At 65.6% G+C, this 21,306-nt stretch carries 17 protein-coding genes; 4 read left to right on the top strand and 13 right to left on the bottom strand.

What is annotated here, in order from left to right; all coding sequences use genetic code 11:
- Positions 1–98 precede the first annotated feature (98 nt).
- Genes ppcG through GPA27_RS07365 form a run of 7 tightly spaced genes read right to left on the bottom strand, consistent with a single transcriptional unit; the run spans position 99 to position 7,517 of the window.
- A complete protein-coding gene (gene ppcG, locus GPA27_RS07395; protein ID WP_169139050.1) occupies positions 99–356 on the bottom strand; it encodes a phenylphosphate carboxylase subunit gamma in 258 nt (85 codons plus the stop codon).
- 12 nt (positions 357–368) lie between these two features.
- Positions 369–1,829 (bottom strand): phenylphosphate carboxylase subunit alpha, encoded by a 1,461-nt coding sequence (gene ppcA / locus GPA27_RS07390; protein ID WP_169139049.1) that lies wholly within the window; start codon positions 1,827–1,829, stop codon positions 369–371.
- 36 nt (positions 1,830–1,865) lie between these two features.
- Entirely contained in the window at positions 1,866–2,375 is a 510-nt protein-coding gene (ppcD, locus tag GPA27_RS07385; RefSeq protein WP_169139048.1) for a phenylphosphate carboxylase subunit delta, read from the bottom strand.
- A gap of 15 nt (positions 2,376–2,390) precedes the next feature.
- The gene (gene ppcB / locus GPA27_RS07380) at positions 2,391–3,812 is read right to left on the bottom strand and encodes a phenylphosphate carboxylase subunit beta (RefSeq protein ID WP_169139047.1); all 1,422 of its coding nucleotides are present in this window, start codon (positions 3,810–3,812) and stop codon (positions 2,391–2,393) included.
- 46 nt (positions 3,813–3,858) lie between these two features.
- Positions 3,859–4,527 carry a CBS domain-containing protein gene (locus GPA27_RS07375; RefSeq protein ID WP_169139046.1) on the bottom strand — a complete coding sequence of 223 codons (669 nt, stop codon included), beginning with the start codon at positions 4,525–4,527 and terminating at the stop codon, positions 3,859–3,861.
- A gap of 13 nt (positions 4,528–4,540) precedes the next feature.
- A complete protein-coding gene (locus tag GPA27_RS07370) occupies positions 4,541–5,668 on the bottom strand; it encodes a PEP/pyruvate-binding domain-containing protein (protein WP_169139045.1) in 1,128 nt (375 codons plus the stop codon).
- Between the two features lie 13 nt (positions 5,669–5,681).
- Positions 5,682–7,517 (bottom strand): PEP-utilizing enzyme, encoded by a 1,836-nt coding sequence (locus GPA27_RS07365; RefSeq protein WP_169139044.1) that lies wholly within the window; start codon positions 7,515–7,517, stop codon positions 5,682–5,684.
- Positions 7,518–7,966: 449 nt separating this feature from the next.
- On the opposite strand from GPA27_RS07365, the gene GPA27_RS07360 reads away from it, so the two are divergent.
- Entirely contained in the window at positions 7,967–9,694 is a 1,728-nt protein-coding gene (locus tag GPA27_RS07360; RefSeq protein ID WP_169139043.1) for a sigma-54-dependent Fis family transcriptional regulator, read from the top strand.
- A gap of 6 nt (positions 9,695–9,700) precedes the next feature.
- Positions 9,701–10,168, top strand: coding sequence for a pyridoxamine 5'-phosphate oxidase family protein (locus GPA27_RS07355; RefSeq protein ID WP_169139042.1), 468 nt, complete (start codon positions 9,701–9,703; stop codon positions 10,166–10,168).
- Positions 10,169–10,297: 129 nt separating this feature from the next.
- On the opposite strand, the gene GPA27_RS07350 is transcribed toward GPA27_RS07355, so the two are convergent.
- Positions 10,298–11,533 carry an MFS transporter gene (locus tag GPA27_RS07350; RefSeq protein WP_169139041.1) on the bottom strand — a complete coding sequence of 412 codons (1,236 nt, stop codon included), beginning with the start codon at positions 11,531–11,533 and terminating at the stop codon, positions 10,298–10,300.
- 177 nt (positions 11,534–11,710) lie between these two features.
- On the opposite strand from GPA27_RS07350, the gene GPA27_RS07345 reads away from it, so the two are divergent.
- Positions 11,711–12,292: a phosphoribosyltransferase family protein gene (locus tag GPA27_RS07345; RefSeq protein ID WP_169139040.1), complete on the top strand. Its 582-nt coding sequence runs from the start codon at positions 11,711–11,713 to the stop codon at positions 12,290–12,292.
- An 89-nt stretch (positions 12,293–12,381) separates the two neighbouring features.
- On the opposite strand, the gene GPA27_RS07340 is transcribed toward GPA27_RS07345, so the two are convergent.
- The 5 genes from GPA27_RS07340 to lysS all read right to left on the bottom strand — a co-directional run bounded on the left by GPA27_RS07340 (position 12,382) and on the right by lysS (position 19,308).
- Positions 12,382–12,939 (bottom strand): phasin family protein, encoded by a 558-nt coding sequence (locus tag GPA27_RS07340; RefSeq protein WP_169139039.1) that lies wholly within the window; start codon positions 12,937–12,939, stop codon positions 12,382–12,384.
- Between the two features lie 166 nt (positions 12,940–13,105).
- Positions 13,106–13,762: a response regulator gene (locus GPA27_RS07335; RefSeq protein ID WP_169139038.1), complete on the bottom strand. Its 657-nt coding sequence runs from the start codon at positions 13,760–13,762 to the stop codon at positions 13,106–13,108.
- A complete protein-coding gene (locus GPA27_RS07330; RefSeq protein ID WP_169139037.1) occupies positions 13,759–15,315 on the bottom strand; it encodes a PAS domain-containing sensor histidine kinase in 1,557 nt (518 codons plus the stop codon). The genes GPA27_RS07335 and GPA27_RS07330 overlap by 4 nt, the downstream gene beginning before the upstream one ends.
- A 489-nt stretch (positions 15,316–15,804) precedes the next feature.
- A complete protein-coding gene (gene mnmC / locus GPA27_RS07325) occupies positions 15,805–17,712 on the bottom strand; it encodes a bifunctional tRNA (5-methylaminomethyl-2-thiouridine)(34)-methyltransferase MnmC2/FAD-dependent 5-carboxymethylaminomethyl-2-thiouridine(34) oxidoreductase MnmC1 (RefSeq protein ID WP_169139036.1) in 1,908 nt (635 codons plus the stop codon).
- An 87-nt stretch (positions 17,713–17,799) separates the two neighbouring features.
- Positions 17,800–19,308 carry a lysine--tRNA ligase gene (gene lysS, locus GPA27_RS07320; protein ID WP_169139035.1) on the bottom strand — a complete coding sequence of 503 codons (1,509 nt, stop codon included), beginning with the start codon at positions 19,306–19,308 and terminating at the stop codon, positions 17,800–17,802.
- Positions 19,309–19,496: 188 nt separating this feature from the next.
- Between lysS and GPA27_RS07315 the strand changes: the two genes are divergently transcribed.
- Complete coding sequence (locus GPA27_RS07315) at positions 19,497–21,296, top strand: methyl-accepting chemotaxis protein (RefSeq protein WP_169139034.1); 1,800 nt, start codon at positions 19,497–19,499, stop codon at positions 21,294–21,296.
- Positions 21,297–21,306 lie beyond the last annotated feature (10 nt).

The raw sequence follows: 21,306 nt of genomic DNA, 5'->3' as shown, positions 1-21,306 counted from the left end.
CCCCAACCCGGGAGTCTCCGCTTCGCTCCGCCGCTTCGGCGGTGCGGAGCGGTGCTCCGCGAGACCCCGCCTCCGCCCCCTTGAAGGGGAGGGAGCACTTACAGATACCGCGCCGGCATGCGCTCGACGCGCTCGATCACGCGGATCGAGAACTTACGGTCACTCAGCTGCCCACGCCCCAGCCGCACCTGCAGGCTGTCGGGGAACTGGTCGAGCTTGCTCGACACCTCCACCTTCGCGCGCTGGTAGGTGTACTTGTGCAGCCCGTCATTAAGCGTGCGGATCGTCAGCTCCAGCTCCTTGCCCTCGGCCAGTTCCCCAAGGTCCATCACGAACACTTCCCATTTGTTAGTCATAGCAACCCCTCCTTATTTCTTCGCGCCGCGGAAGCCGTAATCGGCCCAGCTGTTGAGAACCCGTTCCTGGATGTTCTTGGGATAGACGTTCTTGAAGCTCACGAGCGTCGGCACGTCGTTGGTCTTGTCCCAATCGACCGGCCACAGGCAGTCGAATAGCACCTGCGAGCCGATCGAGTACTTGCGGTCATGTGGCGTCGCGTGCGGGTAGAGCGCCGTGCCGGTCGTGTTCTTGAACACATGGATGCCGCGCTCCGGATTGCAGCGCGTGCAGAACGCGTGATAGACCTCGTCCCAGTTGAAGATGTCGGTCTGGTCGTCGACCACCATCACCATGTGGAACCACGGTCCGAGCTTCGAGCCGAACGCGAGCTGCGCGATCTGCATCGCGATGCCGGCGTAGGTCGGCTTCACGCCGACGATCATCATGTGGTGCGTCGAGCGCGGGTGCATGTAGACACCCGTCACCGGGATGCCCTGGCTCTTCAGCAGCTTCTCGAGTTCGAGGCCGAGCGAGAACGAACGCAGCAGCTGCCCCTCGTCCTGCGGCACGCCCATGTTCGAGATTGTCATCGTCGCGTTGTTACGATAGGTGATCGCATCGACGCGGAAGGTCACGCGGAAGTCGCGCGGGCTGGTGCGGTAGCCGGTGTATTCGCCGAACGGACCTTCCTCGACCTTGTAGTCGGGCAGGATCATGCCCTCGATGATGATTTCCGCATCGGCCGGCACTTCGAGGTCATTGGTCTCGCACTTGACCAAGCGGACCGCCTCGCCGGCGAGCATGCCGGTGAGTTCCGGCTCGGGGATCGGGGAGGGCGCGCACGCGGCCATCGCGGCGAGCGGCGACAGGCCGATCGCGGTGGCGAACGGGCAGCCCTCGCCCCGCGGCAGATAGTAGTCGGTCAGCGTCTTGCCGAGGTCCGAGAACGGAAACACCGCGCCCGACATCGTGCGGCCGTCCCACATCATCTGGCGGTACATGCCCCAATTCACGTCGCCGCGCACCGGATGCTTGGTGATGACCCCGTGCCAGGTGCCGACGTAGCGCCCGCCGTCGCCGTCATGCACCAGCGGCACCGGCAGCTTGCACAGGTCGACGTCGTCGCCGAGCAGGATGTTCTCCTTGCACGGCGCGTCGCGCTTGTCGATGACGACCGGCGCAATCGGCTCGCTGTTGGTGCGCTTGAGGTATTCCGCGCCGATCTGCGGCAAGGTGGAAGCCGGGTCCATGCCCAGCGCGATCGCCATGCGCCGGTAGGTCGACAGCGGCGCGCCGAAGTAGCTGAAACCCGGGTAGTCCTTGATGCTCTCCATGAAGGGCGCGGCTTCGCCGAGCTCGCACACGCGGCGCACGATCGCGCCGGCCTCGTTGTCCCAATCCACTTCCTGCTTGATGCGCACGGCGTCGCCGGACTTGACGCACGCCTCGATGAATTCGCGGTTGCTCCGCGGTGCCGAAATCTTTCCCACGTCGATCTCCTTGCTGGTGAATGTCGTTCGGGTGAATCAGTGGATCTTCGAGAGCATCGCGTCCCACTTGCCCTGTGCCTTGAGGATCAGCTCCGCGACCTCGCGCACCGCCCCGTAGCCGCCGCGCGCGGTCGTCACATAGGCGGCCGCTTCCTTGACGTCCGCGACCGCATCGCAGACCGCGACTGGCAGCCCCACGCGTTTCATCATCGACAGGTCCACGAGGTCGTCGCCGACGTAGCAGACCTCGGCGTCGGAGATGTTCATCTCCTCGAGCATCTGTGCGTAGGGCTCGGTCTTCTTCTTGATGCCTTCGTGGAAGCGCTTGATCTTCAGCTCCTCGGCGCGATGGCGCACCGCGCCGGACTTCTTCGACGTGATGATCGCGACCTCGACGCCGCACAGCTGCAGCACGATCACGCCCATGCCGTCCTTGATGTCGAAGTTGCGCGACTCGACGCCCTCGTCGTTGATGACGATGCGGCCATCCGTCATGACGCCGTCGACGTCGAGGATCACCAGCTTGATGTTCTTGGCCTTTTCCATGTCTCCGTTTCCTTTTCAGATCCCGATCCCGTACTCGTGCCAGCGCGCGCGGATCTTCGCGAGCGTCTCCTCGTCCATGCGCGCCTCGACCGGCTTCTGCTTCCATTCGTACGGAATGCAGGCGTCCATCAGGATGCGCGAGGTCATGAGCTTGTCGGAGTCGGGGTCGAGCGCCGGATCCAGCGGCGTCGAGCGCCCGCGCTTGATGAGTTCGGTGCCGCGCATCGGGTCGTAGCGGCACGACAGCGCCCAGAACACGCGCTGCAGGTCGTCAGCCTGGATGTCCTCATCGACCGTGATGACGCCCTTCATGCCGTAGTTGCCGGTGTTCGTTCCGAGCACGGCGTCCGCGACCTGACGCGAATGGCCGGGATAGGCCTGCTTCAACGACACCACCGTCCAGAAACGTCCCGCCGATTCGGGCAGCACGCACACCGACTGCACGCCCGGGATGCGCATCTGCTCGAGCTCCGTCCACAAGGTGGCCGTGCGCGTGAAGGCGAGCAGCATATGCACGTCGGTCACCGGCCGGCCCTGGCCGGTCGCCCACAGGATGGGGTTGTTGCGGTGCAGGATCTGCTGCACTTCCAGCACCGGCTTCGGGATCGGCTTATGCAGCTCGTCGGTGTAGTAACCGGTGTATTCCGCGAACGGGCCTTCCGGCAGGAAGTTGTTCGGGTCGATCTCGCCCTCGAGGACGATCTCAGCACCCGCCGGCACCGGCAGCCCGGTCAGCGGCGCCATCAGGAACTCGGACTGCTGGCCGCGCACCGTGCCGGTGATGTCGTAGTCGGACGCTCCCTTGTGCATCAGCGTGCCGGCCATGAAGATCAGCGGGTCGCAGCCGATGATCGCCGCCGCGGGCATCTTCTTGCCCATCTTGGCGTACTTCTTCATGATCCGCTCGCCGCGCTTGCCGGGCAGGATCTGCACGCCGCAGCGCTTGTCGTCGAGCATCTGCATGCGGTAGGTGCCGAGGTTCACCTCGCCCGTTTCGGGGTCCTTCAGCACCACCGACACCATCGTGCCGATGTAGCGCCCGCCGTCGAGCGGGAAGAACTTCGGCACCGGGAACATGTTCAGATCGACCTTGTCGCCGGTCAGCACGTTTTCCAGCACCGGGCCGTCCTTCACTTCCTTCGCCTTGATCAGGCCCTCGGAGGTGATCGTCTTCTTCATCCACTGCTGCGCCGACTGGCACAGCGTCAGGTCGTGGGGCAGGCCCAGCATGATCGCGAGGCGCTTGGTCGTCGCGAAGGCGCCCGTGAACACCGGTGTGTCATAGCCCTTGACGCTCTCGAACAGCAGCGCCGGGCCTTTCTTCTCCTCGGTCAGCTTGGAAACGTGCGACAGCTCCAGATTCCAGTCGACCTCGGTCGTGACGCGCTTCAGTTCATGGGCTTCGGCGCACTGATTGATGAAATATCTCAGATCCATTCGGATGACTCCTTGGCGGGAAAGCGGGATTTGAAAGTGACGGGAATCAGTGCGTGGCCTGCACCGACTCGATGACCTCGTAGCCGGCGGCAGTGAGCGCGCGCGTGACTTCGGCGGTATCGGCGTGATGGAAGCGGACGATGACCTTGCGCTCCTGGTCACCGCTCGCGACGCCCTTCGGGCCGAGGCTGATGGGATAGATCGCATGCACTTCCGCGCCGGTACCCTCGACGATGTCGGCGATGCGGCCGATCGTGCCGGGGCCGATGCGCGTAGGCGCTAGCGTCACGCCGCTGCGCCGCTCCCATGCGCCGAGGAAGTGCGCCGCGAGCGAGAACATCTCGATCGCCGAGATCATCCCGACGACGTGGCCGTCATCCATCACCGGCAATTGGCCGACACCGGCTTGCTGGCCGACCTGCAGGCAGCGTTCCATCGTGTCGTTGGCATCGATGGTGGCCGGGTTACGCACCATGACGTCCTTCACCTTCACGTGGTTCGAGAAGTAGTTCAGCTCGTCCGGACTCTGGCTGCGAATCGCGGCGTGGGCGGCGCGAAGGCAGCCGGCGCGAGTGATCAGTCCGCGCAGGCGGCCGTCATCGACGACCGGCAGCGCATGCAGGTTGGTTTCGGAGAGGATCCGCTTCGCTTCCGACAGCAGCGTGTTGCTGCCGAGCACCGCGGGGTTGGCTTGCATCCAGTTGCGTACGATCACGGTTGAGTCCTCCTCAGGCCAGACGCTTGCCGACGAGCAGATTCGAGACGATGTAATCCATCGCCGAAGTCGCCCCGGTCGTCGCCGGCGCCTTCTGCCTGTTGCTCCAGATGGTCTCGGGACGGGCCTGCAGGATGAAAACGTTGCCGCCGGCCGGCAGGTTCTTGTCGATCGCCCACTCGATGTCCATCGGACGGCCGTAGTGCTTCTCGATCTTCTTGGCCATCCACGCGAGCTCGGTGATCTCGTCGTCGAGGATCGACTGGATGTTCTGGCGCTCGACCGGCACCTCCATCGCGACCGAGCGCTGCAGCTTGAGGTCGGCCGTGTAGCAGACCGTCTTGGTCGAGATCGTGCGGTCGATGATGTCCAGCGTGACCTTGTTGACCACGAAGTTGTCCGGCGTCACCTCGCCCGACACCACCGATTCGCCGAAGCCGAAGTTCGAGTCGATCACGATGACCGACCGATCCCCGGTGGAGGGATGCAGCGTGAACATCACCCCCGCGGTATAGGCGTTCGCCATCTTCTGCACGCCCACGCTGATCGCCACCTGCTCGTGCGGGAAGCCCATGCGGATGCGGTAGGCGATGGCGCGTGCGGTGTACAGGCTGGAGATGCACTTGCGCACGTGGTGCATCACGTCGTCGATGCCGCGGATCCACAGGTAGGTGTCCTGCTGCCCGGCGAAGCTCGCGCCCGGCAGGTCCTCGGCCGTCGCGCTGGAGCGCACCGCCACCGGCACTGCCGGCAGGTAGCAGCGCACCGACAGCTTGCGGTAGGCCTCCGCGATCAGGTCCTCCAGCTCGATCGAGATCGGCCGCGACTCGATCATGTCGCGAATGGTGCGGGAAGCGGTCTCGAGCTTGTCCATGTCGTCGTGGTCGAGCCCCTGCAGCAGCCCGTTCACGTCGTCCTGGATCCCGGCGTCACGCATGAATTGCCCGTAGCCGGCGGTGGTCAGGGCGAAGCCGGGCGGCACCCGCACGCCGGCGTTGATCAGCTCGCCGAGCGAGGCGCACTTGCCCCCCACGAGCGGCACCGAGTCCTTGTTGCAGTCCTCGAAGAAGCACACCTTCGGGGCCCGGCTGTCGATGCCGGGCGCGAGGCAAGCTTCCTCGACCATCAGAGCGCTTCCCATGCTGGTCTCCCGCTTACTGGACAATGGTCACGACGCCGGACGAACCATCGACGCGCAGCGTCATGCCGGTCTTGATCACCCGTGTGGAATGGCCGGTACCGACGACCGCCGGCATGCCGTACTCGCGACACACGATCGCGGCGTGGCTCATGACGCCGCCGACGTCGGTGATGCAGGCCTTGATCTTCGCGAAGGCGGGCGCCCAGGACGGCGAGGTGGTCGGGGCGACGAGGATTTCGCCTTCCAGCAGGTCGCGGATGTCCTCAGCGCTGCGGCACACCCGCGCCTTGCCCTCGACGATGCCGGCGCTGGCGGGGAAGCCCTTCAATTCGGTGATGCTGTCGGGATCGGCGACGTCCTGCACCGAGGCCCAGGCGGAGAGCGAGCTGTTGGTGACGCCCCACAGCACGATCGTGAAGGGCTCCTGGATCACCTCCGGGGCGATGCCGATCGCCGGCGGCGGCGCCCACTCGCGGAATTTCTGCATCACGCCCTTGCGCCATTCGATCTCGGTCGGCCAGGTCGCGGTGCCGCGCGGGGTCACGCCGGTGGCCCAGGCGGTGACGATGTCCCACAGCGCCTGCTTGATCTCGTCGCGGCGCAGGTACCAGATGTCCTCGATCTCGGCGATGAGGCCGTGTTCCTGCATGACCGCGGCAACTTCGCGCATCTTGTTCCAGAACACCGAGTGGAACCAATGCTCCACGTAGAACAGGTGGTTCTCCACGTAGGGGAACACCGTGCGCGCGCAGCCCAGCAATTCGTCGAACTGCTTGCGGTCCTCGTCGTTGTCGATCAGGTCGCGGTACTCGGCGGTGACGCGGTCGCGTTCGGCGCGCACGGCTTCCATCGGCCGATCGATCGCCACGCCGGTGCGCAGCTTCGAGATGTAGGTCTGGATGCCGTCGAGCGGGATGTTGAGGTTGTCGTTCCAGCTGCGGTCGGTGTGGAACCAGCCGGTGCCAGACGAGATGTTGAACCACGGGTAGCGCGCCTTCTCGAAGGCCGCCAGCCACTCGTCGCCGTGGCGCCGGCCCTGCAGCGCCGCCTTCACGTCCGCCCAGTCGCGGTGGCCGGTCACGACGTCATCGACTTCCAGCGCGACGGCCTTCTTCGCCAGCTCCTTCAGCTCGTCGTCGGACTTGTACATGATCACGTCGATGCCCGAGATCATCTGCGTCACGCGCTGCAGCGGGATGCTGGGGAACAGCTTCTGCGTGAAGTCCATGAAGAACACGTAGGCCGCGTAGCCCAGGTTCAGGAATTCGAAGTGGTACTGCCAGCACTTGATGCCGAGGTTGATCAGGTCGTCGTAGTTCTTGATCAGGTGATAGGCGGTCGACTCGCCGATCCCGTCCGTCACCACGCGCAGCTCCTCGACCTCCGGCAGGCGCGGGATCTGCAGCGCCTCGAGCTCGGCGATCGTCGCCTCCATCTTCAGCTTCCACTTCGCCTCGAGCTCGTCCCAGTTCTTGTAGTAGTAGCCGGCGCGCTCCATGAAGTTCGGTACGCGGCGGCCGATCTCCTCGGGGTCCTTCACCGGCACCGGCGAGATATAGACGTAGCCGTTGATGATGCGGTGGTCGACGCCGCGCACCGGCGGCACCTGGAAGATGCGGTTGTTGAACTGCGACAGCGCGAGGTACCAGGCCTCGTCCCAGATCGTGTCGAAGGGGTAGAGCGGCTCCGGGTAATGCAGGCCGTCGTAGAACCAGAACGTCTCCTTCTCGTACTGGTTGCGCTGCGGATCGTCGGTGACGAACTGGTACTGGTACGGATACATCCGCTCCCAACCCTCGGTCCCCGGGATCGTCTTGCCCTTCACGTCGTGCGGAACAGGAAACTTCATCGTGTGTCCCCTCGTGCTGTAGGTTTTTGGGTGTGGCCGGACTCGTTTTGCGGCCGGTTGCCGGACAGCCATCGCAATCGCTGTGCCACCACGCCATCGCGCAGCGCAGCAAATGTCGATGCAAACGGGATGAGTCGGGGCGTATGAATCCGCTGTCGCCGGGGAGCTTGCGTGCTTGGTGCAGGTGCGGAAAATCACATCGAAAATCGCGTCTTTCGCCAGCGAACATGCGGGGTTCAGGCTCGCCGCCGATACGCGTGGATTGATCATTTGATGAGTTTTTCCGCTCGTTCCGGAGCGATCTCATCATTTGGTCAAAACCGCGGATGGCCTCTCCGCGACCGGTGTTATTGGACGACTTCCAATCGTTTGATCTTTGTCAATACACCCCCCGGCGGCGGCGCGTAGAAGGAACGATCCAGGAGGAGACAGCCAATGAGGACCAGGCAATGACCAGGGCCCATGCCAAGCCGTGCATCAAGGCGGACGACCTGCGCGCGCGCGTCCATTTCTGCGCCGAAACCGGCCAGATCTGGCTTCACGAACACCGCATGCTGCTCGTGCACGCCGAAGCCCAGTCCTCGCTGCGCAAGGAGCTGATCGACACGCTCGGCATGAACCGTGCGCGCGGCCTGCTGCTGCGCATGGGCTACGCGTCGGGCATGCGCGACGCCGAGCTCGTGCGCACGCGCATGCCCGAACTCAGCGAGACGGACGCCTTCATGACGGGCCCGCAGCTGCACTCGCTCGAGGGCATCGTCGGCGTGATCCCGATCCGTGTCGAAGTCGACCGCGATGCGGGGAAATTCGATTGCGAGTTCCGCTGGATCAACTCGTGGGAAGGCCATTCGCACCGGCGCCATTTCGGCACCCACCACGAACCCGTGTGCTGGACGCAGATCGGCTACGCCTGCGGCTACTCCTCCGCCTTCATGGGGCGCAGGATCCTGTTCAAGGAAGTCGAATGCGCCGGCATGGGCGACGACTGCTGCCGCATCGTCGGCAAGCCCATCGAGGAATGGGAGGACGCCGACGAACACATGCGCTACTTCGCGCCGGACCCCATCGCCGACCAGCTCATCGACCTGCAGACCCAGGTCGTGCAGCTGCGCTCGACGATCGCCGAGAAGGAGAACCTTCCCGCCGACATGATCGGCAATTCCCCGGGCTTCCGGCACGCGCTCGACCTCCTCAAGCAGGCCGCCGGGGGCCAGATCACGGTGCTGCTGCTGGGCGAAACCGGCGTCGGCAAGGAGCTCTTCGCCCGCGCGCTGCACGAGATGAGCAACCGCCGCGACAAGCCGCTGGTGGCGATCAACTGCGCCGCGATCCCGCACGACCTCGTCGAATCCGAACTCTTCGGCGTCGAGAAGGGCGCCTATACCGGCGCGCAGGTCTCGCGCCCGGGCCGCTTCGAGCGCGCCGACGGCGGCACCCTGTTCCTCGACGAGATCGGCGACCTGCCACTCACCGCGCAGAGCAAGCTACTGCGCGTGCTGCAGGAAGGTGAGGTCGAGCGCCTCGGCGACGACAAGGTGCGCAAGATCAACGTCCGCCTCGTCGCCGCGACCAACGCCGGCCTCGCGCAGCTCGTCAAGGAAGGGCGTTTCCGTGCCGACCTCTACTACCGCCTCAACGCCTTCCAGATCGACATCCCGGCGCTGCGCGAGCGGCACGACGACATCTCGCCGCTGGCCAGGCACTTCCTCGAGAAATACGCCGCGATCAACGGCAAAAAGCTGCTCGGCTTCACCGACAAGGCCAAGAAGGCACTGGTCGGCTACGCCTGGCCGGGCAACATCCGCGAACTGCAGAACACCATCGAGCGCGGCGTGATTCTCGCGCCCCACGGCGGCCGCATCGAGATCGAGCACCTGTTCCTGTCCCGCAACCACGACGAGGTGCAGGAACTGGGCCTCGACTCCGAGGGCAAGCTCGACATCAACGGCCCGAACGCCGGCCGTGCGCTGTGCGAAGCCGTGTGCGACGGCGCGATGACGCTCGACGAGGTCGAGGCGATGCTGCTCGAAGCGGCGATGGACAAGGCGCGCGGCAATCTGTCCTCGGCCGCGCGCCTGCTCGGCCTGACCCGGCCCCAGCTCGCCTACCGCCTCAAGCGCCTGCAGGAAGAGGCCACGTCACGCGACGCGGCGACAAGCGCCCCCCCGGGGGGATAATGGAGCATGACCGACCTGCAGCAGAGGGTGTTCGACTACCTGAAGGCGCATCATTCGATGACCATCGCCTCGCATGGCGAGGAGGGCGTCTGGGCTGCGACGGTGTTCTATGTGAACGACGGTTTCCGGCTGTATTTCCTCTCCGCGCCGACCACGCGCCACAGCCGCAACATCGCCCACGACGGCCGGATCGCGATCACCATCCAGGAAGACTGTGCGGACTGGCCCGAGATCAAGGGCATCCAGGCCGAGGGGCGGGCGCTCGAAATCGGCGGCGCCGAGGAAAGCCGCGCGCGCGAGCTCTACGGAGACAAGTATCCGGTTGTCGGCAAGATCGCCCAGGCGCCCCCCTTCATCGTCAAGGCGCTGGCGAAGGTGCGCTGGTACCGCTTCGAGCCCGAAAACCTCTACTTCATCGACAACTCGGCCGGCTTCGGCCGCCGCGAAGCCGTCGAGTGCGGCAACCTGCCGTAGGCGCCTAGCCTACCAGGCAGGCGAGAAGCCAGCTGCGTTCGCCCTGGGCTTGTCGAAGGGCAGGGGTGGGGCCTCGACAAGCCCGGCCCGAACGGGAATATCGCATTTCCCGGGGCAGGACGCTGCGTCTCAGGTTTGCTCGGCCAGCATCCCCGCCGGCGACTCCCGGACCGAATCTTCGGCAGATTGCCGCTCGACCCCGCGAAACGCCCACGCTGCCAGCGCCCCGATGCCCGCGAGCACGGGGATCAGCCAGCGGCCGCCACCCCAGCCGCCGAGTGTGCTCGCCAGCGCAGCGATGGCCGGGACTCCCACGAAGGTGCCGATGTTCGAGCACTGCATCAGGATGCCGTTGGCGATTGCGATGTCGGACGGCGTGCGCGCAACCAGCGGAATCCCTCCCATCGTCGCGGCCGGCAGCAAGCCCCCCGCGCTGCACGCGAACACTGCCGCGACCGAGCGCAGCACCGGGTCGTAGCCGGACGTGAACACGAACCAGCCGAACGCGCCCATCATGATCATGACGCCGGCGAGCAGCGCCCACCGCGGAACGCCCCGCGCGAGCCAGAAATCGGTGGTCAGGTTGCCAAGGATGTTGCCGCCCACGGCGAGGGCGGTGAGCCAGGTCGCGCCGTCGCGTGTGTAACCCATGTGCTCGACCGCGAACGAGGGCAGCCAGGTCGCGATCATGAACCAGATCGCCGCATAACACCCGAAGCACACCCCCATCAGCCAGGGCGCCGGCTGCACGAGGCGCGCGCGCGTGAACATCGCCACCGGTACCGGACGCGGGCCGCTTGCCCGTTCCGCCCCGCGGTGCAGGGCCAGCGCGAGGAGCAGGCACGCGGCGATCGCGAATGCATTCGCCGACCACAGGCCGCGCCAGCCGTGATGTTCGAGGATGTACGGCGCGACCGCCATCATCAGCCCCATCCCGGCCGGCATGTAGCAGCTCCACAGCGTCAGCAGCCGCCTGCGCCGCGCAGGGTTGTCCGCCGCGGCGGTGGCCAGCAGCGAAGGGGCCGCGACGACGAGCAGCACGAAGCCGGCGCCCTCGCACGCCCGTGCGGCGATCAGGGTCATGCCGTCGGCGGCGGCCGCGCCGAGTGCGGAGCCCAGCCCCAGGAACAGCAGCCCCGCCAGAAGTCCGCGCTGCGCCCCGATGCGGGCGAGCGCCAGCCCGACGAGCACGCCGAGCATGGCGGCCGCGGCATTGATCGCCGTCGCGATCCAGCCCGCGTGGATCAGGCCCACCCCGAGCTGATCCCTGATCGCAGCGAGTGCCGGAGGCACCTTGCCGACCTGGGCCGAGGCGAGGCAGCCGGCGAGAAGCGCCAGCGCCGTCCTGCTGTCGAGGGTCTTCATGCAGATCCTGCGGAAGTGTCACGGAATGCTTGCAGGATGGAAGTGAAACAGTTTGACGTCAAGTAAAAAAGTCGGGCCTCCGGCTCCGCGGCGATGACGGCGCGCAGCGCTGTGCGGGCGGCGCTATAGTATTCGCATCGCCTGCGGCATCCGCGGGCGGCCTGTCCGGAGACGCCCATGGAACGCCCACGTGGATTGCGGACCTGCCTGTACGACGAGACCCAGCTCGAACTGGTCCTCGCAGACATGGCACAAGGGCTTGCCGCGCGCCTGGATCGCGCCGATCCCGTGGCGGTCGTCGGCATCCTGCGTCGTGGTGCCCCGCTCGCGGACCGGCTCGTCGCCGCCCTGCAGCGCCATCACGGCATGCCGGCGCCGCTGCGCCTGGATCTCAGGATCAAGCGTTACGAAGACGACCTCACGCTGCTGCACCCCGAAACCCGCCTGGACGAGAACGAGGAACAGCGCGCGCTGGAACTGAAGGGCTACACCGTCGTCGTCGTCGATGACGTGCTGTACACCGGCAATTCGATGCTGCGCGCGGTGGCGTGGCTGGCGCAGAAACAGCCGCAGCGGATCATTGTCGTCACGCTCGCGGACCGCTGCGTCACGCGCCTGCCGATTCACGCGGATGTGGTGGGGATCCGCCTGCAGGTCGCGCCGCCGGACGTCGTCGAATGCAACGTCCCGCCCTACGAGCCGACCTTCCGCATCGAGCTGCTGAAGCTCGATGCGGCGGGCGGTTCGTCCCGGGGCTGAGGGCGCGGGCAGACGCCGCGCATGAAAAAGGGGGCCGGCGGCCCCCTCGTGTCGATTCCGCTGCAGGCGCCCGGGGCGTCTGCGCAGCGTCACGCAGCCTTGCGGCTCTTGGTGCCGCTCGGCGGCGTCGTCAGCATGGGCTGCAGCGCGTTGCTGGCCGCGGCCAGATTGGTTTCGGCCACGTCGCGGCTCGTCTTGACGAAGCTTTCGTAGGCGGCGCTGGCGTTGCTCATTGCGGTCTTGACCGCATTGACGAAGTCGTTGGTGCCGGCGGGGGCGGTGTGGGCGAAGTGCTCCACGAATTCGCCCAGGCTGCGCGAGGCCTCGTCGAACTGGCGGGTGCCGAAGGCGGTGATCTCGCCCTGGGTCTGGATGAACAGCTCGTTCACGTTGCGGAAGTAGTCGGCGGCCTGTTCCAGCGACTTGTTCTGGGCGGCGAGGCGCGACGAGAACTGCTCGCGCAGATCACCCTCGGCCACCGGAGCGGCCGCCACCGACACGTATGCGCAGGCATTGCGCGCGGCGTCGATGTTGAGCGCCAGCAGGCGTTCCGTCGCGTTCAGGATGGTGTCCGCGAGGGACTGGAAGGCTTCGATGTTGCCGTTCGCTGCTTTCGCCAGCTTCTGGGTGTTTACCATGTTGTTCATGTCCAGCTCTCCTCGTCTGTGTGTGATCGTGGGCGCGATCCGATCTCCGTCGTCTGGGCGCCAGGCATTACGGAACCCGAATGCTACGTTGTGGGCATTGCCGGTGACATACATCTTTCCGCGTGTTTTGGATACCGTGTTTCAGGTATTTTCCCCGCCGTGGGGCCTATCCGGATATCGTCGTGATGCCGTTGCGGATGGCATACTTCGTGAGTTCGGCCACGCTATGCAGATCGAGTTTGCGCATGATGTTGCGGCGGTGTACCTCGACTGTCGAGGGGGCGAGATGCAGGCGGTCGGCGATGCGTCCCGAGGTATGCCCCTCGGCGATCAGCTGCAGCACCTGGCGTTCGCGCGCGGTGATGCGCGGCACCGAGGTGTCGCGCGGCGTGTTGTCCAGCAGCGCGTTCGTGACCGTCGCGGCGACGTCGGGGCAGAGATAGGTCTTGCCGAGCTGCACGGTGTGGATCGCCCGCAACAGCTCCTCGCCCGCCTCGGCCTTGGTGACGTAACCGCGTGCGCCGGCGTTGAGCAGGTCGAGCACGAACTGCCTATCCGAGAAGGCCGACAGTCCGATGACCTTGATGTTCGGACGCAGGGTCAGCAAGCGCCTGGTCGTCTCGATCCCGTTCATCGCGGGCATGCCGATGTCTACGCACGCAATGTCGACCGGCTTGTCCGCGACAAGGGCCAGCAGTTCGTCGCCGGTGCCCGCGACGCCGATCACGTCGATGTCGGGCTCCTTCTCCAGCAGCGCACGCAACGCATGCAGGAACATGCGGTGATCGTCCGCCAGGGCGATATGCACTTTCGGACTGTTCATGCTGGCCCCGCGCTTGTGGTTGCTTCATGTGCGAAGCTTCGCGCCCCGCGAGGGTGCTTGCGGAACTCGCCTGCCTGGAGATTGAAGCTGACGCGGATCTCGGTGCCCGTCTGTGGGTCGGATTTCAGCGCGAACGTTCCGCCGGCGAATTCTGCGCGCTCCTTCATGGTGATCAGACCCAGTCCCGGCGTCGTGCCCGACTCGCCGAGCTGGTGGGGATCGAAGCCGATGCCGTCGTCGGCGACCGCCATCAGCAGGCGGCTGTCGCCATTCTCGAGATGGATGCGGACGTTCCGCGCGCGCGCGTGCTTCGCGCAGTTCGTGAGCGCCTCCTGGGTGATGCGGAAGAGCAGCGACTGGACGTTGGAAGGCAGTTGCATGTTGAAATGGGTGGTGTCTAGGTGCACGGTAATGCCCGTTCGCAGGCCGAACTGCTGCGCGTAGTCCTGCACGGCCGGAATCAGGCCTGCGTAATCCAGCGTCGCCGGCCGAAGGTTGGTGCAGATGTCGCGAATGCCCGTGGTGGTGTCGAGCAGCAGGGCCTGAGCGTCGTCGAGCAGCGGTTCGAGTTCGCTGAGGACGGGCGCAGGCAGCGCGCGCGCCAGGTTCGCGAGCGTGAGCTGCAGTGCTGCCAGATTGGGGCTGGTGTGGTCGTGCAGTTCCGCGGCGAACTTGCGTCGCTCGTTCTCCTGCACGTCCACCATATGGCGCGAGAGCTCGGCGAGGCGCGTCGCGTGGGCGGCACGCTCGAGTTCCAGCCGTTTGCGGTCGGTGTTGTCGGACAGCACCGTCCGGCTCGCGACGAACCGGCCTTGCGCGTCCAGGATGGCCGTCGAGCTGAGCAGCACCTGCATCGACGAGCCATCCTTGCGCAACAACTCGATATCCATGTTGCGCAGGACGCCGGTCCTCTTGAAGGTGCGGAAGACCTGTCCGAACAGCGCGCGACTCGCAGGGCTGAACAATTCGAAGGCGCGCATGTGGCCGACGATCTCTTCACGTTCATAGCCCAACCAGCGCAGCAGCGTGTCGTTGACGCGGATGATCATTCCGTCCGCGTCGAGCGAGTAGTAGCCGCAGGGCGCATTCTGATAGAGGTCCTCGATCTCGAAGGTCTTGCGCCGCAGTTCCTGTTCCGCGAGCTTTCGTTCGGTGATGTCCTGCGTCGTGCCGTAAAGCTTGTACACGCGCCCACGGAGATCCCTGACGGGAACGATCGTCGTCGCGTGGTAGCGTTGGGCGCCCGACGGCAGGAGTACGGACTGTTCCAGTTCCTGCCGCGCGCCGAGGTCGATTGCCTCCCAGAACGCGGCACGGGTGTGCTCCACGGACTCCAGCGAGTAATAGCCGAGTGCCTCGTTCAGGTCGGGCGTGCCCTGCGCACTGGAGCGCTCGAAAAGACGGAACAGTTGCGGCGACCAGCTCATCGCGCCGGTGTCGCGATCCAGTTCCCAATCGCCCATGCGTCCGACGGCCTGCGCTTCGTGCAGGCGAGCCTCGCTTGCGCGCAGAACCTCTTCGGTATTGGGCGGGTCCGGAATCTCCCGGGGCATTACAACCTCACTGCGTGGAAATCGACGCAGGGGACAGAAAGACGCAAGGCACCGCGCTCCGATCCGCGCGCGCGGGGACATTCGCGTGCGCGCCTCCGGGCGGTGCGAAATCCGGGGGTATCACTACCATTCTAGTGTGCCGGTCAGGAATATTTATAAGAATTGCATTCGTCCAAAGCACTCGATCGGGTCTCCTGCCGATTCGTTCGTCGCAGCCGGACGATACGGGCGTGACACGCTCGCGGTCGGCAGTTCGGGCCCAACCGTATCATCTTCAACATCGGGAACAATCTGCGCCTGTGCGCCACGGACCGTCTTGCGTGCGGGGCACGACCCGCGGGGCGCGTTTCGTCGTCATTCTGACGGCATGGTCGAAAACGGCGTCTACACGAGATTTCGAAGCGGTCGATCATACCGGCGGGAGTATTTCGGACCTATACCCGGAACCCTGTACCAGGATGTAACGTAAAGTTACATGCGGCAGTTGTCTTACTCTTCCGACATCGCGCGGCGCGGCGGGCGGATCAGGTAGCGTGCCGGATCGAGCGCCTCCACCAGCGAACGCTCCAGCGGCAGGGGATCGCCCGCGAGTTCGCTCGCGAGCAGTTCGGCGGCAAGCGCCGCCCACACGAGTCCGCGCGCGCCGAAGCCTTCGACGGCGTAGAGGCCGGGGTGCCGCGGGATGGACGAGAGCGGGCTCGCACGGTCGGCTTGGCGTACCGACGGAACGGCGCCGACCATCGGCAAGCGGTCCGGCGACGCGGGGCGGAAACCGACCCGTCCGTCGAGCCGGGCCGGGTCGAAGCCGGCGGCGAAGCCCGGCAGGATGAAGTCGAGCTTGGCGAGATTCTCGCGGTGATCGGTGACGCGCAGCGACGGATCCTCGTCGTCCACCGAAAAGGTCGCGCCTGCGCAGCGCACACCGTCGATGGCGGGGCTGACGTAGCCGAGGCGGCACACGACCACGCGCGGCGCGCTGTCCGCCTGTGCCGGGAGGTGGCTCACCTGGCCGCGCGCGCTGCGCACGGGCAGGGCGGCGGCCTGCGGAAACGGGCGGATGCCGACGCCGTTCGCGAGTATCGCGACCGGCGCCGCGGCGATCACGTCGCCGTTCGCGTCGAGGGCGCGCCAGCCCCCGGCTCCGGATTCCAGCGCGGCGACACCGCGGCCGAAGTGGCAGCGAATCGCCTCCGGGAAGGCGGCCAGGTTCGCCCTGCACAGGCTGGGCGGATTGACCCAGCCGCCGCCGGAAAACCACCACCCGCCCAGCGGCAGCGGCCAGTCGGCGATGCGCGATGCTTCGTCGCGGTCGACGAATCTCAGGTAGTCCTCGGGTGCCCGTTGCGCTTCGACGACGCGCCGCTGCTTTTCCTCGTGCATCGGGTCGCGCGCAAGGTGCAGCACGCCGCACGCATCCCAACGCAGCGGCAGGCCGCGGGCGCTGAGGCGCTGCAGATGGCGCAGGCCATACAGGGCGCCGGCACGGGTGATGCGGGCGAGGCGGTTGTCGTCGAGGCTGGGCAGCGGGCGCAGCACGCCGCTGAGGTTGCCCGATGCACCTTGCGCAGGCTCCGCGGCCGCGTCCACGACGTCGACCGTCCAGCCGCGCTCCGCGAGGCGGTTCGCGATGCTGCTGCCGGCGAGGCCGGCCCCGATCACCAGCGCGTGGCGGGGCGAGTCCGCCGCGGCAACTTCGCCGGCGTTGCCGAACCGGGCACGCAGCATCGCGCGCTTGCCGCCGATGCCGGCAGCCCTCTCGCAGCGGAAACCGAGTTCGCCCAGTGTGCGCCGCACCGCGCCCGCCACCGACCAGGTCGCGAGGGTCGCGCCCGGCGCGGCCAGGCGCGACAGCCCGCGCAGCAGTTCGGCTGACCACAGATCGGGATTCCTCTCTGGCGAGAATCCATCGAGGTAGTAGGCGTCGGCGCAGCATTGCAGTTCGGGGATCAGTTCCGGCGCGTCTCCAAACAGCAGCGTCAGGATGACGCGGCCGCCGTCGAGATGCAGGCGATGGATGCCCGGCGTCAGCACCGGCCAGTTTGCCTGCAACTCCGCCGCGAGCGGCGCGAGTTCGGGCCAGCGGGCATGCAGTGCGGCGAGATCCGCGGCACGGAAGGGATGGCGCTCGACCGACACGAAGTGCAGCCGGTCGCAGCGCCGCGCGTCCTCACGCCACGCCGCCCAGGTCGCGAGGAAGTTGAGCCCGAGGCCGAAGCCGGTCTCGACGATCGTGAAGCGCTCGCGCCCCTGCCAGCGCTCCGGCAGGCCGTTGCCGCCGATGAACACATGCCGCGCCTGTTCGAGCCCGCCGCCACGCGAGTGATACACGTCGCCGAAGGCGACCGAGCAGGGCGTGCCGTCCGGGGCGAAGTTCAGGGTGGCAGGGTCGATGGGCATCGGCATCGAGCGGAACGGTGACGAAAAAAGGGGCCTCGAAAGACACAGGGCGCCTTTCGGCGCCCTGTATTCGTTGCAGCGTCCGGTTTACTCCATCCGCATCTGCGGGAAGAGGATCACATCTCGGATGCTGGGGCTGTCGGTGAGCAGCATGACGAGGCGGTCGATGCCGATGCCGCAGCCGCCGGTCGGGGGCAGGCCGAATTCGAGCGCGCGGATGTAGTCGGCGTCGAAGTACATCGCCTCCTCGTCGCCGGCTTCCTTCGCCTTGACCTGTTCGAGGAAGCGCGCCGCCTGGTCTTCCGGGTCGTTCAGCTCGGAGAAGCCGTTGGCGATCTCGCGGCCGACGATGAAGAGCTCGAAGCGCTCGGTGATCTCCGGGTTCGCGTCATTGCGGCGTGCAAGCGGCGACACTTCGGCCGGGTAGTCGATGATGAAGGTCGGTTCCCACATCTCGGCCTCGGTGGTCTCTTCGAACAGCATCAGCTGCAGCGTGCCGAGGCCGGCACCGGCACGCGCCTCGGCCTTGAGTTCCTTGAGCTTGTTGCGCATCCACTCGGCGTCGTTGAGCTGCTCGACGGTGTAGCCCGGGTGGTACTTGCGGATCGCCTCGACGATGGTCAGGCGCGCGAACGGCTTGGACAGGTCCAGCTCGCGGCCCTGGTACACGAACACCTCGGTGCCGAGCGCCTCGCGCGCCGCCTGGCGCAGCAGGCCTTCGGTGAAGTTCATCAGGCTGCGGTAGTCCGCATACGCCTCATAGAACTCCATCATCGTGAACTCGGGGTTGTGGCGCGGGCTCAGGCCTTCGTTGCGGAAGTTGCGGTTGACCTCGAACACCTTCTCGAAGCCGCCGACTACCAGGCGCTTGAGATAGAGCTCGGGCGCGATGCGCAGGAACAGTTCCATGTCCAGCGCGTTGTGGTGGGTGGTGAAGGGCTTGGCCGCCGCGCCGCCGGGGATGGGGTGCATCATCGGCGTTTCGACTTCGAGGAAGCCGTGGTTGACCATGTAGTTGCGGATCGACTGCACCATGCGGCTGCGCGCGACGAAGGTGAAGCGCGTCTGCTCGTTCATGATGAGGTCGACGTAGCGCTGGCGATACTTCTGCTCGACGTCGGTGAGGCCGTGGAACTTGTCGGGCAGGGGGCGCAGGCTCTTGGTGAGCAGGCGCACTTCCGACACCTTCACCGACAGTTCGCCGGTGCGCGTCTTGAATACGGTGCCGACCCCACCGACGATGTCGCCGATGTCCCAGTGCTTGAAGTCGGCATAGACCTCTTCGCCGACGGCATCGCGCGTGACGTAGAGCTGGATGCGGCCGGACAGGTCCTGGATGGTGATGAAGCTCGCCTTGCCCATGACGCGCTTGAGCATCACGCGGCCGGCGACGCGCACTTCGACGGGGTTGGCGTCGAGCGCTTCGGGTTCCTTGTCGCCGTACAGTTCGTCGAGCTTGCCGGCGGTGTTTTCGCGCGAGAAATCGTTCGGGAAGGCGCGGCCGGTGGCGCGCCACGCGGCCAGTTTTTCACGCCGCTCGGCGATGATGTGGTTCTCGTCGGGCGCGGTGGCGGGGTTGTTGTTATGGTCGCTCATGAATCGAATCGGCTGGTTGCGGCGAAAAAGGGCAATTGTGGCATGCCGGAAGGTACCCGGCAAATTCGGACTGTATGCCGCCATGTGCCGGGGCAGAGCATGAATTTTTGCCAAGGCGCTAAAGTGTCGGCCGGTCGCCGCCGATAGTCGCGTTATATTTGAACAAATCCGATGACGGAGAGGAAAAAATGGGCTCGTCCGAAAGCCTGTACGAAACAATCGAGAAGACCTTCTGGAATTCGCTCACGAAGAAGCTGTGCAGCTTCCTGCTGCTGTTCTTTATCGACGTGGTGTATCTCGGGATCTACCTGAACCAGAAGACGGCGATCCAGTCGCTGCTTGTCGAGGGGAAGGTTTCGCCGGAACTCGCTCAACAGGTTGCAGGCTCCCTCGAGGGCGGTCTGTACCTGATGCTGATGCTGACGTTCGTGGCGCTCGCGATCAACGTCGGCCAGATCCTCTTTATCCGGCACCTCATCGTCCGACCGGTGCGCGTCATCACCGGCATCTTCAACGAGATCGCGCGCGGCGAGGGCGATTTCTCGCGCAACCTCCCGCTCGTCACGCACGACGAGCTGCGAGATCTCGCGGTCAGCTACAACCATTTCGCCGACAAGATGCGCCAGATCATCGGCGACGTACGCACGATGAGCGTCAGCATCGCCCGCGACGCCGTAGTCGTGAAGTCGCGCGTGGAGGGGGCGGCGAACAACGCACGCCGGCAGGGGCAGCTTACCGAGGTCGTGTTCAGCGCGAGTACCGAGTCGACCTCGGCCATCGACAGCGTATCGGCGAGCACGCAGCAAATTTCGGCGTCGACGACCAAGAATCTGGAGATTGCGCGCGCTTCGCTGGGCGAAATGCACGAGATCTCGGAAAAGATCAACGCGGTGAGCGAAAAAGTGATGCATTTCAATGCGACCGTCGATGATCTGTCGAAGCGTTCCGAGAGCGTCAAGCAGATCGCCTCGTTAATTCGCGAGATCGCAGATCAGACCAACCTTCTCGCGCTCAATGCTGCGATCGAGGCCGCGCGTGCCGGCGAGGCGGGCCGCGGCTTCGCTGTCGTCGCGGACGAGGTGCGCAAGCTTGCTGAGCGCGTGAATACCGCGGCCGTGGAGATCACCGGCAACATCGACGGCATGATCGGCCGCGTGATGAACACGCGCGCAGAAAACGAGGTCATCAACGTCGATGTGCTGCAGGCGCGCGAGGTGGTCGCGCACTCGGCGACGCAGTTCCAGTTCATGGTCGGCGAATTCGAGACGACCGGGGAGCAACTACTGCAGATCGCAACCGCGATGGAGCAGCTGTCGGCGACCAATGCGCAAGTGCATGAGAACGTGACGGCGATTCACGATCTTTCGGGCACGGTTGCCGCGCAGATGGACGAGTCGGAGGCATGCACGCAGAAACTCGCTCGTGCGACCGAATCGGTACAGGAGCTGGTGTCGCGCTTCAAGATTGGCAAAGGCGAGTTCGATCACGCCGTTGAGCAGGCCAGGACCTTCCGTGACCGAGTGCAGTCCCAACTCGAGGAGATGAAGAACAACCGGGTCGATGTGTTCGACAAGCGCTACCAACCCGTACCGGATACCTTTCCGCAGAAGTTCAAGGTGTCGTGGGGGGACGAATACACGCGGCGCTGCCAGAAACTGCTGGAGGACTGCCTGTCCTCGATTCCCGGCTGCACCTACGCCGTGGCGGTGAACACCGACGGTTACCTGTCAGCCCACAATCTCAAGTACTCCAAGCCGCTCACCGGCAACAAGGACTCGGATCTGGTCGGCAACCGTACCTGTCGCAAGTTCGTTAGCCACGCAGAGCTGCGCGCAGCGAAGAACGCCGACCCCCTGCTGCTGCAGACCTTCCTGCGCGATACGGGAGAAATCCTGTGCGACATGGCGATGCCGGTCATGGTCGGCGGTCGTCACTGGGGGAATGTGCGGGTTGGCGTGCCGGCCGAGGCGCTGCTCGCCGAACGCTGAGTGAATGAAC

The sequence above is a fragment of the Aromatoleum toluolicum genome, assembly GCF_012911005.2.
GTDB classification, from domain to species: domain Bacteria; phylum Pseudomonadota; class Gammaproteobacteria; order Burkholderiales; family Rhodocyclaceae; genus Aromatoleum; species Aromatoleum toluolicum.
This window is presented reverse-complemented; position numbering and strand designations above follow the sequence as displayed.

Excerpts from the sequence above, each read along its gene's own strand:
- ppcG (WP_169139050.1), bottom strand. The coding sequence starts at position 356 with ATGACTAACAAATGGGAAGTGTTCGTGATGGACCTTGGGGAACTGGCC.
- ppcD (WP_169139048.1), bottom strand. The coding sequence starts at position 2,375 with ATGGAAAAGGCCAAGAACATCAAGCTGGTGATCCTCGACGTCGACGGC.
- ppcB (WP_169139047.1), bottom strand. The coding sequence starts at position 3,812 with ATGGATCTGAGATATTTCATCAATCAGTGCGCCGAAGCCCATGAACTG.
- GPA27_RS07370 (WP_169139045.1), bottom strand. The coding sequence starts at position 5,668 with ATGGGAAGCGCTCTGATGGTCGAGGAAGCTTGCCTCGCGCCCGGCATC.
- GPA27_RS07365 (WP_169139044.1), bottom strand. The coding sequence starts at position 7,517 with ATGAAGTTTCCTGTTCCGCACGACGTGAAGGGCAAGACGATCCCGGGG.
- GPA27_RS07360 (WP_169139043.1), top strand. The coding sequence starts at position 7,967 with ATGACCAGGGCCCATGCCAAGCCGTGCATCAAGGCGGACGACCTGCGC.
- GPA27_RS07355 (WP_169139042.1), top strand. The coding sequence starts at position 9,701 with ATGACCGACCTGCAGCAGAGGGTGTTCGACTACCTGAAGGCGCATCAT.
- GPA27_RS07350 (WP_169139041.1), bottom strand. The coding sequence starts at position 11,533 with ATGAAGACCCTCGACAGCAGGACGGCGCTGGCGCTTCTCGCCGGCTGC.
- GPA27_RS07345 (WP_169139040.1), top strand. The coding sequence starts at position 11,711 with ATGGAACGCCCACGTGGATTGCGGACCTGCCTGTACGACGAGACCCAG.
- GPA27_RS07340 (WP_169139039.1), bottom strand. The coding sequence starts at position 12,939 with ATGAACAACATGGTAAACACCCAGAAGCTGGCGAAAGCAGCGAACGGC.
- GPA27_RS07335 (WP_169139038.1), bottom strand. The coding sequence starts at position 13,762 with ATGAACAGTCCGAAAGTGCATATCGCCCTGGCGGACGATCACCGCATG.
- GPA27_RS07330 (WP_169139037.1), bottom strand. The coding sequence starts at position 15,315 with ATGCCCCGGGAGATTCCGGACCCGCCCAATACCGAAGAGGTTCTGCGC.
- mnmC (WP_169139036.1), bottom strand. The coding sequence starts at position 17,712 with ATGCCCATCGACCCTGCCACCCTGAACTTCGCCCCGGACGGCACGCCC.
- lysS (WP_169139035.1), bottom strand. The coding sequence starts at position 19,308 with ATGAGCGACCATAACAACAACCCCGCCACCGCGCCCGACGAGAACCAC.
- GPA27_RS07315 (WP_169139034.1), top strand. The coding sequence starts at position 19,497 with ATGGGCTCGTCCGAAAGCCTGTACGAAACAATCGAGAAGACCTTCTGG.